Below are 16,134 nucleotides of genomic sequence, written 5' to 3' on the forward strand. Positions count from 1 at the left end.
AGGAGGACAATATGATCGAAAGCAAATTATTCTGTGTACTGCCTGAATACATCTGTACCCCGGACGGCATGGCCGTGGACAAGTATGGCAATCTTGTTCTTTCCTGCCCCAACTATGCCCAGGACGATCTGTCCGGATGTGTGGTAAAAATCGACACAAAAGGAAATGTGACCAAATGGTTTGACGTACCTGTTCATCCCGAAACCGGCATTGCCAGAAACATGGGCATTGCCTTTGACGACGACTGGAACGTTTATCTCTGCGATAACCAGGGCTGGAGTGAACGGGAAGACCTGCTGTTTAAGGGACGCATCCTGAAGATCACCGTGGATGATGACGGAAACATATCCCGCTGCGTGGAGGTCGCAAAAAATATGGAGCACCCCAACGGCATCCGTATCCGCGGAAATTACATGTATGTAACCCAGAGCTATCTTCACCCGGTAAAACGCGAGGACGGAAAGCTGGTAAGCTGCGTTTACCGTTTCGGACTGGATGAAGAAAATATTGATATCACCAACACTCTGGAGGACAAGCATATTTTTGCCACCTTTGTAACCCAGAATCCGGACTGCCAGTACGGCGCAGACGGCATCGTATTTGATAAAGAAGGGAATCTGTATGTGGGCAACTTCGGCGACGGCGCTGTCTACAAGCTTACCTTTAATGAGGATGGAAGCCTGAAGGATAATCAGGTATTTGCCCAAAACCCTGAACAGCTTCAGAGCACGGACGGCATGTTTTTCGATGAAGCCGGAAACCTTTATGTGGCTGATTTCTCCGCAAATGCCATTGCAAAGATCCGTCCCGACGGCCAGGTGGAACGAATCGCCCAGAGCCCTGACTGCACCGGAGTTGACGGAGGGCTTGACCAGCCCGGCGAGCCCATTGTCTGGGACGGACGCATCATCGCCTCCTGCTTCGATCTGGTTACAGGACCCGATAAAGTAAATAAAAAGCATGAAATGCCCGCCACACTGGTAGAGCTGGAGCTTTCCGAGTAGCAGGAGGAACACCATGGCAAATTATCTTTTGGCGCATGACCTGGGAACCAGCGGAAACAAGGCTGTCCTCTACAACGAGGACGGCACGCTGGAGGCCAGCGCATTATATGAATACGCCACCTTTTATCCTCATCCGGGATGGGTGGAACAAAACCCGGAGGACTGGTGGACTGCCGTATGCCAGTCCACAAAGCTTTTGCTGGAAAAATCCGGTGTCAGCCCCGCTGATATTGCCGCTGTTTCCTTCAGCGGTCAGATGATGGGATGTCTGATGCTGGATGCAGAAGGCAGGCCGCTCCGAAACATGATGATCTGGGCAGATACCCGGTCCGTCCGCCAGGAAAAGTGGATGCAGCAGCAGGCCGGAATGGAAGAAGGCTACCATATTACAGGACACCGTCTCAGCGCCTCCTACTCTGCCGCCAAGCTCCTGTGGGTACGTGACAATGAGCCGGAGCTTTATCAGAAATGCTGGAAAATGATCCACGCAAAGGATTACATCGTATACCTGCTCACCGGAAATCTGGTATCCGACTACTCCGATGCCTCAGGCACCAATCTGCTGGATATCACAAAAAAAGAATGGTCAGATGAGCTTCTGGACGCCTTTGATATTCCCAAAAGCATTCTGCCGGAGATCCATGCCTCCGCCGACATCGCAGGCAGGGTTACGCCGGAGGCTGCCCGGGCAACCGGACTGGCAGCAGGAACACCTGTGGTCATCGGAGGCGGCGACGGAAGCTGTGCTTGTACCGGAGCCGGCGTGGTCAGCGAAGGGAGCGCCTACAATGTCCTTGGGTCCTCCTCCTGGATTTCACTTGCATCGAAGGCTCCCATCTTTGACGAAACAATGCGTACCTTCAACTGGGTGCATCTCGACCCGCAGCTCTACACTCCCTGCGGAACCATGCAGGCCGCAGGATATTCCTATAACTGGTACCGCAATACCTTTGGAGATCTTGAAAAAGAAACGGCTCAAAAAACGGGCGGCAGTGCCTACGATCTGCTGAATCACGGAATCGAGGCAAGCAAGCCCGGAGCTGGCGGAATGCTTTATCTCCCCTATCTTCTGGGAGAGCGTTCCCCCCGCTGGAATCCGGATGCCAGAGGCGTTTTTGCAGGAATCAACATCACTTCAGAGAAAGGAGATTTTTCCAGAGCCGTCCTGGAGGGTGTTGGCTTTAACCTGAAGGTGATCCTGGATATTCTTCAGCGGAAGCATCAGATCGACGAACTCACCGTGATCGGCGGCGGCGCCAAAGGCGATGTATGGATGCAGATATTAGCGGATATCTGGCAGAAGCCTGTAGTCATCCCCAGATTCCTTGGAGAAGCCACCAGTATGGGAGCTGCCGTATGCGCCGGTGTAGGTGTGGGCATCTATCCGGATTACCAGACGGCCCTGAAAATGAATCCCAGGGAAAAAGTGATCCTGCCGAGGGCAGAATACAAAGAACGATATGATATGCTTTATGACATTTTCAACCATGCATATCAGGCGATGGTTCCCATCTATGAGGAATTGGCGGAATACCGGAATAAATTCGCCTGATATCCATGTACAAACAGCGAAAGGAGTGTTCGGTCATGAATGATACCCATCACCGAATGAAGCTGGCAGCCCATGCGCTGCTGTCCATGCAGAGACATTCCTGGGAGCATGGAACAGCCATGCAGGCTTTTCTGGAGTTGGGTGATACCCCTACCGTTATCGCTATGGCGCATGAAGCCGTTTACCGGCAGCGTCCGGACGGACGTGCTGCCGTTATGGGAAATGACGAGGCTGTGACAGATCCATGTTCCGTAGGAGAAGGGCTGCTCTATGCCTGCAGCCAGACGGACGATGTCTTTTTGAAGCAGGGCAAGGAAAAGCTGCTGAACTGGGCATTGCGCCAAGCTCCCCGCAGCGAAAACGGCATCGTCTATCACCTTATCAGTAAGAAGCAGTTCTGGGTGGATTCCGTTTATATGCTGCCGCCCTTCCTGGCTGCTGCAGGATATCCTGAGGAAGCCATGAAACAGTTCTGGGGATATACGACATGTCTGTATGACCCGGATGCCCATCTGATGAGCCATATGTGGGATGATGAATCCCACTCCTTCATCCGGAAGGACCACTGGGGAACAGGAAATGGATGGACTCTGGCAGCCATTGCGCGTCTGATTCCCATGATGAAAGAAGCCGGACGGGATGAGGATGCCCAAAAGCTTCAGGATCTGGCAAATGATCTGCTGGAACACCTTCTTGTATTCATGAGAACCGACGGACTGTTCCACGATGTCACGGATAACCCTTCCACCTTTGTGGAGACCAATCTGTCCCAGATGGCAGCCTACACTATTTACCGCGGACTGCATGACGGCTGGCTCTGCCCGGACAGCGTCAGCGGTAGGAAATATAGAGAGGCTGCAGACCGGATGCGGGCCGCAGCCAACCAAAAAATGAATGCCTACGGCTTTATCTCCGGTGTCTGCGGAGCGCCGGAATTTGATAAACCGGGATTTTCTCCCGAAGGCCAGGCATTTTATCTGCTTATGGAACAAGCCGCATCCAAGATTATATAACAGGAGAATCATAATGGAAAATTTTATCTGGTATAATCCCACAAAAATTATCTTCGGCAAAGGCAAGCATCTCCAAACCGGTGAGATCACAGCCGAATATACGAAAAAAGTGCTCCTCGTTTACGGAGGAAAAAGCATCAAAGCCACCGGAACCTACGATGACGTGACAAATTCACTGAAAAAAGCCGGCGTTGAATATGAGGAGCTTGCAGGCGTGAAGCCAAATCCCAGATTATCCCTGGTATATGAAGGCATCAAAATCTGCCGTGAAAAGAATATCTCCTTCCTGCTGGCAGTAGGAGGCGGCAGCGTCATCGATACCTGTAAGGCCATCGCCGCAGGCGTGTGCTATGAAGGGGACGTATGGGATTTCTACAAAACCTTAATGGTCCCGGAAAAAATGCTCCCAATAGGAGTAGTTCTTACGATTCCGGCAGCCGGCAGCGAAAGCAGCGACGGAAGCGTTATTACAAAGGAAGATACCCAGGAAAAGCGCGACTGCTGCTGTGATCTGATGTTCCCTAAATTTGCTATCCTGAATCCGGAGCTGTGCTATACCCTCCCGGAAAATCAGATTCGCGCCGGGGGAGCCGACATTCTGGCCCATATTATGGAACGCTATTTTGTTCCCAATGAAAATACGGATCTCTCTGACCGCCTCTGTGAGGGAGCTATGAAGGCACTGATCACAAACCTGCCAAAGGTTCTGGAAAATAAAAAGGACTATGATTCCTGGGCTGAAATCATGTGGACCGGAAATGTGGCTCACAACGGTCTTCTTGGGAAAGGGCGTCTGGATGACTGGGCAAGCCATGGTATTGAACATGAGCTGAGCGCCATCTACGACATTGCCCACGGAGCCGGACTTGCCATCGTGTTCCCTGCCTGGATGCGCTATGTCTACAAAGAGCACCCTCAGCGCTTCGTACAGTTTGCCAATAAGGTATGGGATATCGACACCGACAGCATGGACGAGGATACTGCCTGTCTGGCAGGTATTGATGCCTGCGAAAGCTTTTTCCGCAGTATCGGACTTTCCACCCGTCTTTCGGAGGTCGGCATCGGTGATGAAAAGATCCCTCTGATGGCAGAAAAAGCATGCGCCAGCCGTATGCTGGGAAGCTTCAAAAAACTGGATTCCGGGGATGTGGACGCCATCCTGAGATCAGCACTTTAATAAATGAAATTAATGGAGAATAATACTATGACATACAAAGACCTTACGCCGGAAAAACTGGCATCTTATTTTGATCACACACAGCTCAGGACCTTTGCCGTAAGAAAGGATTTCGAAATTTTGTGCAGCGAAAGCAAAAAATACGGTTTTAAAATGGTAGCCATCAATCCGGCTCCCGTTAAAATGTGCAAAGAGCTGCTGGCAGGAACCAGCATCCATGTAGGCGCAGCCGTCGGTTTCCCTCTGGGCCAGACCCCTATCGAGGTAAAGCGTTTCGAAACCATCCAGGCTATTGACGACGGTGCGGATGAAATTGATTACGTTGTAAACCAGTGCCAGTTAAAAGACAAAAACTATACTTATATTGAGAAGGAAATGCACGAGATCGTCAGCTACTGCCGTTCCCACAATATTATCTCAAAGGTTATCTTTGAAAACTGCTACCTGACCCAGCAGGAAAAGGAGGAGCTGTGCCGGATCGCCCGCGAAGTGAAGCCGGATTTTGTAAAAACCTCCACTGGCTTCGGTACCGGGGGTGCCACTCTGGAGGATGTCACACTGATGAAACGTCTGGTGGGCGATGATATCCAGGTAAAGGCTGCCGGAGGTATCCGCACTCTGGACACTGCACTGGAAATGATCAATGCAGGTGTCACCAGAATCGGTTCCACCGCCAGTGTAAAAATCGTGGAAGAATTGATCTCACGCTTATAAAACACAGTAAACAAATACAGGTATCGGAAAAATCCGGTACCTGTATTTTAGCATAATCGCGGCAAATAGCTTCGCTCTACTCCTCTTTTACTTTGCAGCAAAAGTAATCGTCACCTTGAACAGATCGCCGTCCAGATACAGCTTAAATTCGCCGCCCTGAAGCTCTGTCAGGCTTTTCGCAATGGAAAGACCCAGGCCGCTGCCCTCTGTATTTCGGGAAACATCACCTCGGATAAAACGCTCTGTCAGCTCATCGGCGGAGATATTTAAAGGCTGGGCGGAGATATTTTTCAGGGAAAAGATCACTTTGCGGTCATTCTTTTTCACCTCTGCATAGACCCTTGTTCCTTCCATGGCATATTTGGTTACGTTTGTGAAAATATTTTCCAGGACCCGCCACATATGCTGTCCGTCTGCGTAGATCACGGAAGGCTCATCGGCAAAATGGACCATCATGGTAAGCTGTCTTTCCTGAAATTTCTCTTCGAATTCACCGATCACCTGATGGACCATCTCCACGAAATCCAGCTCTGTCATCTGCAGGCTGATGTTGCCCGTGCTTGCCTTGGAAGCTTCCACCACATCCTCTGTCAGGACCTTCAGCCGCTGTGCCTTTTCCTCCAGGATATCCAGGTAGCCGCAGATTTTGGGGTCCGTGAAATTTTCTCTTTTCAGCAGATCTACATAGTTGATGATGGATGTGAGCGGAGTTTTGATATCATGGGAAACATTTGTGATCAGCTCTGTTTTCATGCGCTCATTTTTCATGCTGTTTTCCACTGCCGCATCCAGGCCGGAGCCGATGTTATTGATATACTCTGCCATTGTCAGTTGTTCCCCCGTAAGACCTTCCACAGGGATCTTGTACTGCAGCTCTCCGTCGGAAATCCGCTTCAGACCCTCCAGAATCCGCTCTCTTCCTTCCGCTTTCCGGATGCAGTATGCCAGAAGCGCCATGTCTGCAAAGAACAGAAGGAGGAGAAAACCAGCTCCTCCGGTAAAAATAATCGCATTTACCAGAAACTGGAATACGAGAAACATTCCCACTCCAACGGTTAATTTTATTTTTGTTCTGGTGTTGCGGGCATACAGCTTCAGAAAGCTGCGGATTTTCCCAAAGCCTTTTTTTACCCAGCTAAGCAGCCAATAAAGAAGGCTGCCCTTCCATATGGTTTTTGCCTTGATCCTTCTCACCAGGCTCAGATAACCGATGGAGAACCAGAAGACTGTGTACAGCCCAAAGGCTGCTCCTATGACACAAAGCGCCTGTTCTTCTCTCCATGGACCATCGCGCCACAGGCTACGATTGAGTCCCAGTTCAAGAGCCATAATTCCCGGAATCCACGCTGCAAAGACTGCTGCCGCCGCGATCTCCGTAAACCATCTGTCAAAGAAGCAGAGATGGATCTCCTCATCCTCCGGTCTGCGCCCTGCCGCAACTGTCAGCCAAACGAATCCCACCAGCAGTATCACAAGTGAACATACAAAGCTGCAGGCTGCCGCCGGAAACCAGGAGGAACATTTCTCGTATATTTCCTGCCTTTCCGCAAGCTTATCCTGTGCCTGGAAGGTCAGATCCACATTTACCGCAAACACATAGTTCTCTGATGTGCTGTGTTCCTGAGCCATTTGATGCCATTCATCCATAGTAAATCCCCACGTACTGCTGTTTCCGTTTTCCAAATACGTAAGATTCGTCTCACACTCGGAAAGCTTTGGTCTCAGTATCATATATGCTCCTTCCGATTTCATCTCGTTCAGAACAGTATTGGATTTATCATAGGATTCATATCTTCTTTTGTTTGTATAGATCTTCTGCGTATCCTTATCTAAATAATAATAGGTAAGATTGCTTTTTTCGTCCTGATAAGCCTCCGCAGTATCCAGCGCCCGTTCATAGTCAGCCGCCATGCTGATAGCCGTATTCAGTGCGTCAAAGGCTTCCTCAAGCCTTCCGTTCCATTCCGGTCGTACATTCAGTACATCCAGGATGCTGTCTGCATCTACCGGCTTGAATTTTTCCGGTATGCTGTTTCCGGTATAATTGCTTACTTCTGAATATATCTCATCGCCATTGGCATTCACGATGCTGCTGATCCCCGCCTGAACAGTCCCCTCCTCAAGCTGTCCGTTCTCCAGTTCCTCTCTCACTTCTCTGATCAGCTCTGCCTTTGCTTTTTCCATGTCTGAATCTGACGGGTATGCTTCGTCAACCTCAAAGGAAAAGGCCCCGCTGTCCAGTTGCTCCATGAATTCGCGGCAGTAATAGTAATCGTATGTGCCGTCCCCCTTATTACAAATCAGGATATTGCTCCCATCGTCATATCCCCTGTCGGAGCCATATTCCCATGTGCTTTCTCCCCATTTCTTCAGATCCTCCACGGAATAAGCAAGCCCCGATTCATTCCTGTAGGTCAGCGCAGAGCCATCCAGGATCTCACTCAAATCTATCACTGCGGACTCCGACTCTGAAAGCCTGGCCGTATTCTTTATATTTCCCAGGATCTGCCAGGACGACTCATAAAGCCTGGTACCAAAGCTGACAGAGTTTTCATAATAGTCCGCTTTTTCCAGCGGGTTTACGCCCTGGCTGACTATATATATCAGCAGCGCTGCGCAGCTTACCGCCACAGCCGCTGCAATATGCACCCAAACGATCCAGACGCCTTTCACGGCATTTCTTCTATACCTTTTTTTCTTCATACTTTACCCCTTTCATGTTCTGCACAAGCTGTCCTGTTTCTGCTGTCTTACAGTTTTTCTACCTTGTAGCCCAGTCCCCATACCACTTTTAAATATCTGGGTTCTCTTGGATTGATCTCGATCTTTTCCCGGATATGCCGGATATGCACAGCTACCGTATTATCGGCAGCGATGGCTTCCTCGTTCCAGATATTTTCGTATATCTGGTTGATGGAAAAGACCCGGCCCTGATTCTTTATGAGTAGCAGAAGGATGTTGTATTCAATGGGTGTCAGCTTCACCGGCTCCCCGTCCACTGTAACCTCCTTCAGATCATCGTTTACCATCAATCCGCCTGTCTCATAAATGTGTGCTCCGCTTTTTCCCGCTCTCGCCCCAAGCTGGGTGTAGCGGCGAAGCTGTGATTTCACTCTCGCCACCAGCTCTAATGGATTAAACGGCTTTGTCACATAATCGTCTGCACCTACGTTCAGCCCAAGGATCTTATCCGCATCCTCGGATTTTGCGGAAAGAATGATAATGGGAAGCGGATTCTCCTCCCGGATCTTTAAGGTTGCCCGGATGCCGTCAAGCTTTGGCATCATCACATCAATGATCAGCAAGTCCACAGGCTCGCTGTTCAGCATTTTAATCGCCTGCTGCCCGTCATAGGCTTTCAGCACATCATAGCCCTCCTGCTGCAGATAGATCTCAATGGCCTCCACGATTGCTTTATCATCATCACAAACTAAAATGTTCGCCACGTTCTCACCTCCCTTAACCTGAAATTAGGATAACAAACAGTTTTTAAGATGAAAGGGGGAATTTCTTAATTGTTTCTTAAGACGCATAAAAGAGCCGGCAGCCTGAATCCGGAAAATCCAAACTGTCAGCTCTTATACCCATTAAATGGGTGCGGATCATTCTCCTAAGAAGTAATGTCCATAGGCATCTGCTGCTTTCAATGCAGCAGCCACTGTCTGCGGTGTAACCTCGAAAGGCATGTTGTGCAGGGTGTCATTTTCTGCACAGGCAGCTTCCGCCACTGCCATGATCTTTTCATCAGTCACCTCGGCCACTCCCAGCTCTTTCAAAGTAACCGGAAGTCCAACTTCGATGCAGAAGTCAATGATATCCTCCAGTTCCTCAGCCGGTACGTTTTCCAATACAAGCTGGGCAATGGTACCAAAGGCCACCTTTTCCCCGTGATACATATGATGGCATTCCTCCAGCACAGTCAGGCCGTTGTGGATTGCATGAGCGCCTGCAAGTCCTGCACTTTCAAATCCAATACCAGAGAGAAGGGTGTTTGCCTCAATGATTTTTTCCACAGCCTCCGTGCATGCCCCTGCTTCCAATGCGATTTTCGCTTTCGTTCCTTCGCTCATCAGGGTGTCAAAACACAGCTTTGCCAGTGCCATGGCTGCTTCTGTGGTCTTTCCCCCTGCGCAGGAGGTAGCCTGGCTTCTCTGACACGCTCTTGCCTCAAAATAGGTTGCCAACGCATCACCCATACCGGAAACCGTCAGACGAACTGGTGACTTTGCGATAATTTCCGTGTCCATCAGCACCATGTTGGGGTTTGCCGGAAGGAACAGGTATTCTTCAAAAACTCCTGCATCTGTATAAATTACCGAAAGGGCGCTGCAAGGAGCATCTGTAGATGCAATGGTAGGACAGATCAAAACCGGGGTCTTTGTGTAGTAAGCCACAGCCTTTGCGGTGTCAAAGATTTTTCCGCCTCCGATCCCGATGACCAGGTCGCAGTCTTTTTCTTCCATAACGGCCTTCAGACGGTTGATTTCCGTTTTGCTGCATTCGCCGTTAAAATAGTCGAACACAATACTGCATCCGGTATTTTTAAAGCTTTCCTCAATCTCAGCTCCGATTCGTTTGTATCCTCCGGCGCTGATCAGCACAAGGGCTTTCTTTCCGTATGCCTCTGCATAAGTACCCAGCTTTTTCATCTCTCCCGCACCCTGCACATATTTTGAGGGGCTGATTAGTATTCTTGCCATGTTCTATACCTCCTTTTTGTTTCAGCATACAACATCGTTAAAGAAATGTCAATATAACAGTAATAAAAAGGTTCCCGCTGCCAGTAGATTTAAGGAACAGCGGGAACGTTCTTGACTTTCCTAACAAATTTATATTTCCTGTGAACAGTAGCGTGCAAACTCCTCATCCGTGCATTTCACATAATGGGTGCCGCCTGCGTGATGATAGGTTCCAGCGTTGTAGTCGATGCCGGAGGTCTTGTAGTCATAGGTTTCGGCAATCCTCTGCTTTTCCACCACCGGATTTGGGGAGGGGATGGCGGAAAGAAGGCTTCTGGTGTAGGGATGCAGGGGATTTTCGAAAATCTCCTCAGTGGTTCCCGTTTCCAGAAGATGGCCCAGATGAAGCACACCGATCCGGTCAGAGATATATTTTACCATGGACAGGTCGTGGGCGATAAACAGGTACGCTGTGCCTGTCTCCTCCTGGATGTCCTTCATCAGGTTTACCACCTGCGCCTGAATGGACACGTCCAGAGCGGAAATACACTCATCTGCAATGATCAGCTTCGGATTCATGATCAGGGCGCGGGCGATTCCCACACGCTGTCTCTGACCGCCGGAAAACTGATGGGGATATCTGGCCGCATGCTCCGGTGCCAGGCCTACCTTTGCAAGAATGGCTTTGATCTTTTGTTCCCGTTCTTCCTTATTCTTATAAAGATGATGGATATCCAGACCTTCTCCCAGAATATCCCGTACCTTTTTACGGGGGTTCAGGGATGCCATCGGATCCTGGAAAATCATTTGCATCTGGGTACGCAGAGCTTTGTTTGTGTCCTTGCTCATCTTGCCGCTGATATCCATGCCGTTAAGCTGGATCTTTCCCGCTGTGGGATCATAAAGGCGGATAATGCTTCGTCCGATGGTAGATTTTCCTGATCCGGACTCGCCTACCAGTCCGTAGGTCTCCCCCGGATAAATCTTGAAGGATACATTTTCCACCGCATGTACCGTATAACTGCTGCTTACCCGGAAATACTGCTTTAATCCATCCACGGTAAGAAGCGGTTCGGCATTATAATTGACTGCCATGTTCTTCTGCCTCCTTCTTCATTCGTTCGATTCGGTTCTTTAACTCCACAGGCATCTCCACCTTCGGCGCTCTGGGGTCTAACAGCCAGGTTGCCGCAAAATGAGTGTCCGTAACCTGGAACATCGGCGGATCTGCCTTGTCGTCCACGATCAGTGCATAGCGGTTACGGGGCGCAAACGCATCGCCTGGCTTCTCATGAAGCAGGTTCGGCGGAGAACCTGGAATGGTATACAGACGTTCATCGTCCGTATCCAGGTCCGGCATGGAGGACAGAAGTCCCCACGTATAAGGATGTCTCGGGTCGTAATAAATCTCGTTGATGGTACCCTTTTCCACGATCTTTCCTGCGTACATAACATTTACATAGTCCGCAACCTTTGCCACAACGCCCAGGTCATGTGTAATGTAAATAACGGAAATCCCTCTCTCTTTCTGAATACGCCGGATCAGCTCGATGATCTTTGCCTGAATGGTTACATCCAGCGCCGTAGTCGGCTCATCACAAATCAGAAGATCCGGGTTACATGCAAGAGCGATGGCAATGACAACACGCTGGCGCATACCGCCGGAAAGCTGATGGGGATAGTTTTTCATACGCTTCTCCGCATCCTCGATCCCAACCTCCTTCAAAAGCTCCACAGCCCTGTCCCAGGCTTCCTTTTTCGGAGTTTTGAAGTGCCAGATCATACCCTCCATGATCTGTTTTCCGATCGTCATGGTAGGATCAAGGCTTGTCATGGGATCCTGGAATACCATGGCAATCCTTTTTCCGTTAATATGTCTGCGGATCCATTTTTTGTCTTTTTTCAAAATATCCACGGTTTCCGGACTGCCGTCCGCATGATGGTAGGAAAACTCAATGGTTCCGTTTTCCACCTTTGCATTGGAAGCCAGGATTCCCATTGCCGCTTTCATGGTAACGGATTTTCCGGAACCGGATTCTCCTACAATGGCAACGGTCTCCCCTTTATAAAGGTCAATGTTCACACCGCGGATGGCATGGACTGTTCCTGCTGTGGTCTGGAAGGTGATGTCCAGGTCACGGATATCAAGAATTTTTTCTTTACTTTCTGACATGGATGATCACCTCACATTTCTTTTAATTTCGGATCAAGTGCTTCACGAAGTCCGTCAGCCACCAGGTTAAAGCTCAGCATCAGAAGCGCCATAGTCACGATCGGCGGGATTATCTGGTAGGGATGTGTCGTAAAGCTGTTAAAGGTCTCTGAGATCAGGGAGCCAAGTGAACACTGGGGTACCGGAATACCAAGACCTACGAAGCTTAAGAAAGCCTCGGTGAAAATAGCAGTCGGTATGGAGAACATTACCTGGGTAATGATCGGTCCGATAATGTTTGGCAGTACTTCCTTGAAAATGATAAAAAAGCTGCCAGCACCAAGTGTTCTGGAGGCCAGGACAAATTCTTGTTCCTTCAGCTTCAGCATTTCCGCACGTGCAATACGGCTCATGCCCACCCATTCTGTCAGCATCAGGGCAATGATAATGGTGATCATACCCGGCTGCAGAACCAGAAGAAGAAGGGTTACAATAACAAGACGTGGAATACCGTTTGCGACTTCCAGGATACGCTGCATGACCATATCCACCCTTCCGCCGAAATAACCGGAAATCAAACCGTAGCTCATACCGATGAGCATATCAATGATCGCAGCGGCAACGGCAATGATCAGGGAAACACGGGCACCAGACCAGGTTCTTGTCCAGATATCGCGTCCGAAGTTATCGCTTCCAAACCAGTAATATGTATCGTCAAGTCCTTTGTCCACATAATTATTTACAGTCTTGGAGCCTCTTGTAGTACGCATTGTCTCGCTTCCATCGAGAATTCCGAACTTTTCCAATGCTTTTACCCGGGGTGCCAGGTTCTTTTCACTCAGTGTCTGCCCGGAATAGGTATATTCATTCATACCCGGTCCCACAGCAGCCATGATACTGATGAGAATGATCAGGACAAGTCCCACAACTGCGCTTGTTTTCTTAAAGTAACGGGTAATGACATCCTTCCAGAAGCTCTGTGCCGCAAAATTGGAATCAATGCCGATTTCTTCTATATTATTTTTCAATTGGAAATCTGCATCCACAGGTACGTAGGGAGCCGCCTGCACGACCGTTGTTGTGCCTTTTTTCATGATGTCAGTCTCCTTTCTTTGCCAGTCGGATTCTTGGGTCGATCACACCGTAGAGAATGTCCACCACCAGCATAATACCGATGTACATAGCAGAATAAATAAAGCTCAGGGAAATGACCACATTGTAATCATTTGACTGGATCGCATTTACCAGAAGGCTTCCTACGCCCGGAATGGCAAAAATCTTTTCTACTACCAGGGAGCCTGTCATCAGATCCACGATCAGCGGAGCCAGGACCGTAATAATAGGGATCAGTGCATTTCGCAGAGCGTGCTTGAAGATCAGCGCGGAACCGGAGATACCCTTGCTCTCCGCCAGAAGCATATAGTCGCTTCCCAGAACCTCCAGCATCTCACTCCTGGTAAACCTGGCTATAGATGCCATGGTAAACATGGACAGGGAAATACTGGGCAGCACACTGGACGACATGGCGGCTTTTGCGCTGTATAGCATGGGGAACCACTGCAGGCGGAAACCCATGGAATAGCTCAGCGCCAGAGCAAATACATACGAAGGCACCGACACACCTATAACGGAAATCACGGTTGCCAGGGAGTCCCAGATGGTATTATGCTTCAATGCTGCCAAAAGGCCAAGAAGCAGCCCCACAATAGCCCCTAAGGTTACAGCAAGTCCTCCTATTCCAATGGAGATCGGCAATCTTGTCTGGATCATTTGGGAAATAGGTGTGTTCTTGGAAATGTTGTAGCTGACACCCAGATCGCCTTTCAGCATGTTTTTCGCGTAATTAAAGAACTGGACGACAATAGGCTGGTCAAGTCCGTATTTCGCGTAGAGTGCTGCACGCTGGTCATTGTTTAGCTTCTCATCATTGAACGGCGAACCCGGCATGAGCTGCATCAGGATAAACAGGACAAGCAGAATCGCCAGAAGTGTGAAAAGAGAAGTTAATAATCGCTTAACAGTGTATTTTTTCACGTTTCTCCTCCTCGTTTGCTTTTGTTGCGAAGCCAGCCCGCTTTTGATTCCTCATAGAATGCCAGGCTTACTTCAAAAACCGCACCGGGATTTGACCCCCGGTGCGGCTGGAAATATTCAGATTTTTTACTTATTCAGCCTTTACAGTGTTTTTGTAAACACGGTTCAGGGCAACCGGATGGAATTCAACACCTGTTACAGCGCTGGACATCATCTCTGCGTTAGCCTGTGTGTACAGCGGGTAGATAACAGCCTCATCCATTACGATCTTTTCAGCATCGTACAGTCTTGCCCAACGTCCCTCAGCATCTGTGCAAAGGTCGCCGGTGGTGCACTCAGCGATAATGGAATCGTACTCTTCGTTGCTCCACAGACCGTAGTTGTTGGAGTTGTCGGTGATCCACATTCCAAGGTAGGTCATCGGGTCAGCATAGTCTGGTCCCCAACGTGTAAGACCAAGCTGGAAGTTACCGTTCTGCATATCCTCAACACGCTGTTTCTTCGGCTCTACCGTAAGGTTTACGGTTAATCCCGGAAGGGTTGTCTCCCACTGCTCTTTCAGAACCTGTGCAACCTTCTGCGGTGCATCGTCAGCATCTACAACCATATCCAGAGTCAGCTCGGAGATTCCAAGCTCTTCAAGACCAGCTGCCCACAGCTCTGCTGCTTTCTCAGCATCGTATGTGCAGACATCTGCATATCTCTCCTGATCTGCAGAGTAGTCAGATCCATCCGGACCTGCTGCAAACTGCATCGGAACTGCTGTATAGGTAGGAAGGGAACCATCCTTTAATACGTCAACAGTGATGGCTTCACGGTCGATTGCCATGGTCATAGCCATACGAACGTTTAAGTTAGCCAGTTCAGGAACAGCGTCCATGTTCGGGCTGACATACCACAGATATCCGGCACCGATGGTCTGGAATTCCGGATCGTCTGCAACCTGGTCAACCTGCTCACCGTTTACAAGAGTCAGGTCAAGGTCTCCTGTCTGATAGCTCATAAGAGCCTGCTGGGAATCCTGGATAACCTGATAGTTCAGACCTGGCAGGGAAACATTCTCAGCATCATAGTAGTCTTCGTTCTTTGTAAGATGAATAGCGGTAGCTGCCGGCTCATACTCATCAAGAACAAAAGCGCCGTTGGAAAGTGTAGTCTCCGGGCTTGTACCAAAGGTATCGCTGCATGTCTCAAAGAATGCTTCGTTAACCGGATAGAAGGTCGGGAAGTACATCAGAGACAGGAAGTAGGATACAGGTACGTTCAGTTTTACTTCCAGAGTCTTGTCGTCAACTGCTGTAACGCCAAGCTCGCTTAAATCTTTTTCTCCTGCGATGATCTCGGCTGCGTTTACTACCTGGCCGATATCGCTTAACATATAAGCATACTCAGAAGCAACAGCCGGGTCAACGGCTCTCTGCCATCCAAATACAAAGTCTGCTGCTGTCACAGGGTCGCCGTTGCTCCACTGTGCGTCACGAAGATGGAAGGTGTATGTAAGACCATCCTCTGAAAGATCATAGCTCTCTGCGATTGCAGGAACTGCCTGACCGTCTGCGTCCATCTGCATCAGACCATCGGTATAGTCTGCGATAACCTCGAAAGAGGTTCCGTCAGTAGCCTGCTGTGGGTCCAGAGACTGTACCGGAGTTTCCAGCATGACATTCAGATCAGAAGTGCTTTCTTCTGCTGCCATAGCAACAGTTCCAGTGCTCATGAGTCCCACTGTCATAGCGGAAGCTGTCAAAAGTGCAACAATTGCTTTTGACTTTCTCATTATAATTTCCTCCTCTTAAATAAAAATAAGCG

Annotated in this window: 13 protein-coding genes; 5 read left to right on the plus strand and 8 right to left on the minus strand. The window is 49.4% G+C overall.

Annotated features, from left to right (window positions below; all coding sequences use genetic code 11):
- Positions 1 to 11 precede the first annotated feature (11 nt).
- Genes ACESZH_RS02220 through deoC form a run of 5 tightly spaced genes read left to right on the plus strand, consistent with a single transcriptional unit; the run spans position 12 to position 5,460 of the window.
- Positions 12 to 1,004, plus strand: coding sequence for an SMP-30/gluconolactonase/LRE family protein (locus tag ACESZH_RS02220; protein ID WP_373216624.1), 993 nt, complete (start codon positions 12 to 14; stop codon positions 1,002 to 1,004).
- Between the two features lie 13 nt (positions 1,005 to 1,017).
- Positions 1,018 to 2,556 carry a xylulokinase gene (gene xylB, locus ACESZH_RS02225; protein WP_373216625.1) on the plus strand — a complete coding sequence of 513 codons (1,539 nt, stop codon included), beginning with the start codon at positions 1,018 to 1,020 and terminating at the stop codon, positions 2,554 to 2,556.
- Between the two features lie 35 nt (positions 2,557 to 2,591).
- The gene (locus ACESZH_RS02230; protein ID WP_373216626.1) at positions 2,592 to 3,569 is read left to right on the plus strand and encodes a glycoside hydrolase family 88 protein; all 978 of its coding nucleotides are present in this window, start codon (positions 2,592 to 2,594) and stop codon (positions 3,567 to 3,569) included.
- Between the two features lie 13 nt (positions 3,570 to 3,582).
- Positions 3,583 to 4,746 (plus strand): iron-containing alcohol dehydrogenase, encoded by a 1,164-nt coding sequence (locus ACESZH_RS02235; protein ID WP_373216627.1) that lies wholly within the window; start codon positions 3,583 to 3,585, stop codon positions 4,744 to 4,746.
- A gap of 27 nt (positions 4,747 to 4,773) precedes the next feature.
- Complete coding sequence (gene deoC, locus ACESZH_RS02240) at positions 4,774 to 5,460, plus strand: deoxyribose-phosphate aldolase (RefSeq protein WP_373216630.1); 687 nt, start codon at positions 4,774 to 4,776, stop codon at positions 5,458 to 5,460.
- An 87-nt stretch (positions 5,461 to 5,547) separates the two neighbouring features.
- Here the strand turns inward: deoC and ACESZH_RS02245 are convergent, their stop codons facing one another.
- The 8 genes from ACESZH_RS02245 to ACESZH_RS02280 form a co-directional block, all read right to left on the minus strand.
- Positions 5,548 to 8,163 carry a sensor histidine kinase gene (locus ACESZH_RS02245; RefSeq protein ID WP_373216632.1) on the minus strand — a complete coding sequence of 872 codons (2,616 nt, stop codon included), beginning with the start codon at positions 8,161 to 8,163 and terminating at the stop codon, positions 5,548 to 5,550.
- Between the two features lie 47 nt (positions 8,164 to 8,210).
- Entirely contained in the window at positions 8,211 to 8,906 is a 696-nt protein-coding gene (locus ACESZH_RS02250) for a response regulator transcription factor (RefSeq protein WP_373216634.1), read from the minus strand.
- Positions 8,907 to 9,062: 156 nt separating this feature from the next.
- Positions 9,063 to 10,160 (minus strand): glycerol dehydrogenase, encoded by a 1,098-nt coding sequence (locus ACESZH_RS02255; RefSeq protein ID WP_373216636.1) that lies wholly within the window; start codon positions 10,158 to 10,160, stop codon positions 9,063 to 9,065.
- Positions 10,161 to 10,289: 129 nt separating this feature from the next.
- Complete coding sequence (locus ACESZH_RS02260; protein ID WP_373216637.1) at positions 10,290 to 11,234, minus strand: ABC transporter ATP-binding protein; 945 nt, start codon at positions 11,232 to 11,234, stop codon at positions 10,290 to 10,292.
- Entirely contained in the window at positions 11,218 to 12,312 is a 1,095-nt protein-coding gene (locus ACESZH_RS02265; protein ID WP_373216638.1) for an ABC transporter ATP-binding protein, read from the minus strand. Before ACESZH_RS02265 ends, ACESZH_RS02260 begins: the two co-directional genes overlap by 17 nt.
- Positions 12,313 to 12,323: 11 nt before the next feature.
- Entirely contained in the window at positions 12,324 to 13,385 is a 1,062-nt protein-coding gene (locus tag ACESZH_RS02270; RefSeq protein WP_373216639.1) for an ABC transporter permease, read from the minus strand.
- Positions 13,386 to 13,389: 4 nt separating this feature from the next.
- Positions 13,390 to 14,325, minus strand: a complete 936-nt coding sequence (locus ACESZH_RS02275; protein ID WP_373216640.1) for an ABC transporter permease — start codon at positions 14,323 to 14,325, stop codon at positions 13,390 to 13,392.
- A gap of 130 nt (positions 14,326 to 14,455) precedes the next feature.
- Positions 14,456 to 16,102, minus strand: coding sequence for a peptide ABC transporter substrate-binding protein (locus ACESZH_RS02280; RefSeq protein WP_373216642.1), 1,647 nt, complete (start codon positions 16,100 to 16,102; stop codon positions 14,456 to 14,458).
- Positions 16,103 to 16,134: the final 32 nt, after the last annotated feature.

The sequence above is a fragment of the Ruminococcus sp. 5_1_39BFAA genome (assembly GCF_964240875.1).
Classification (GTDB): Bacteria; Bacillota; Clostridia; order Lachnospirales; family Lachnospiraceae; genus Blautia_A.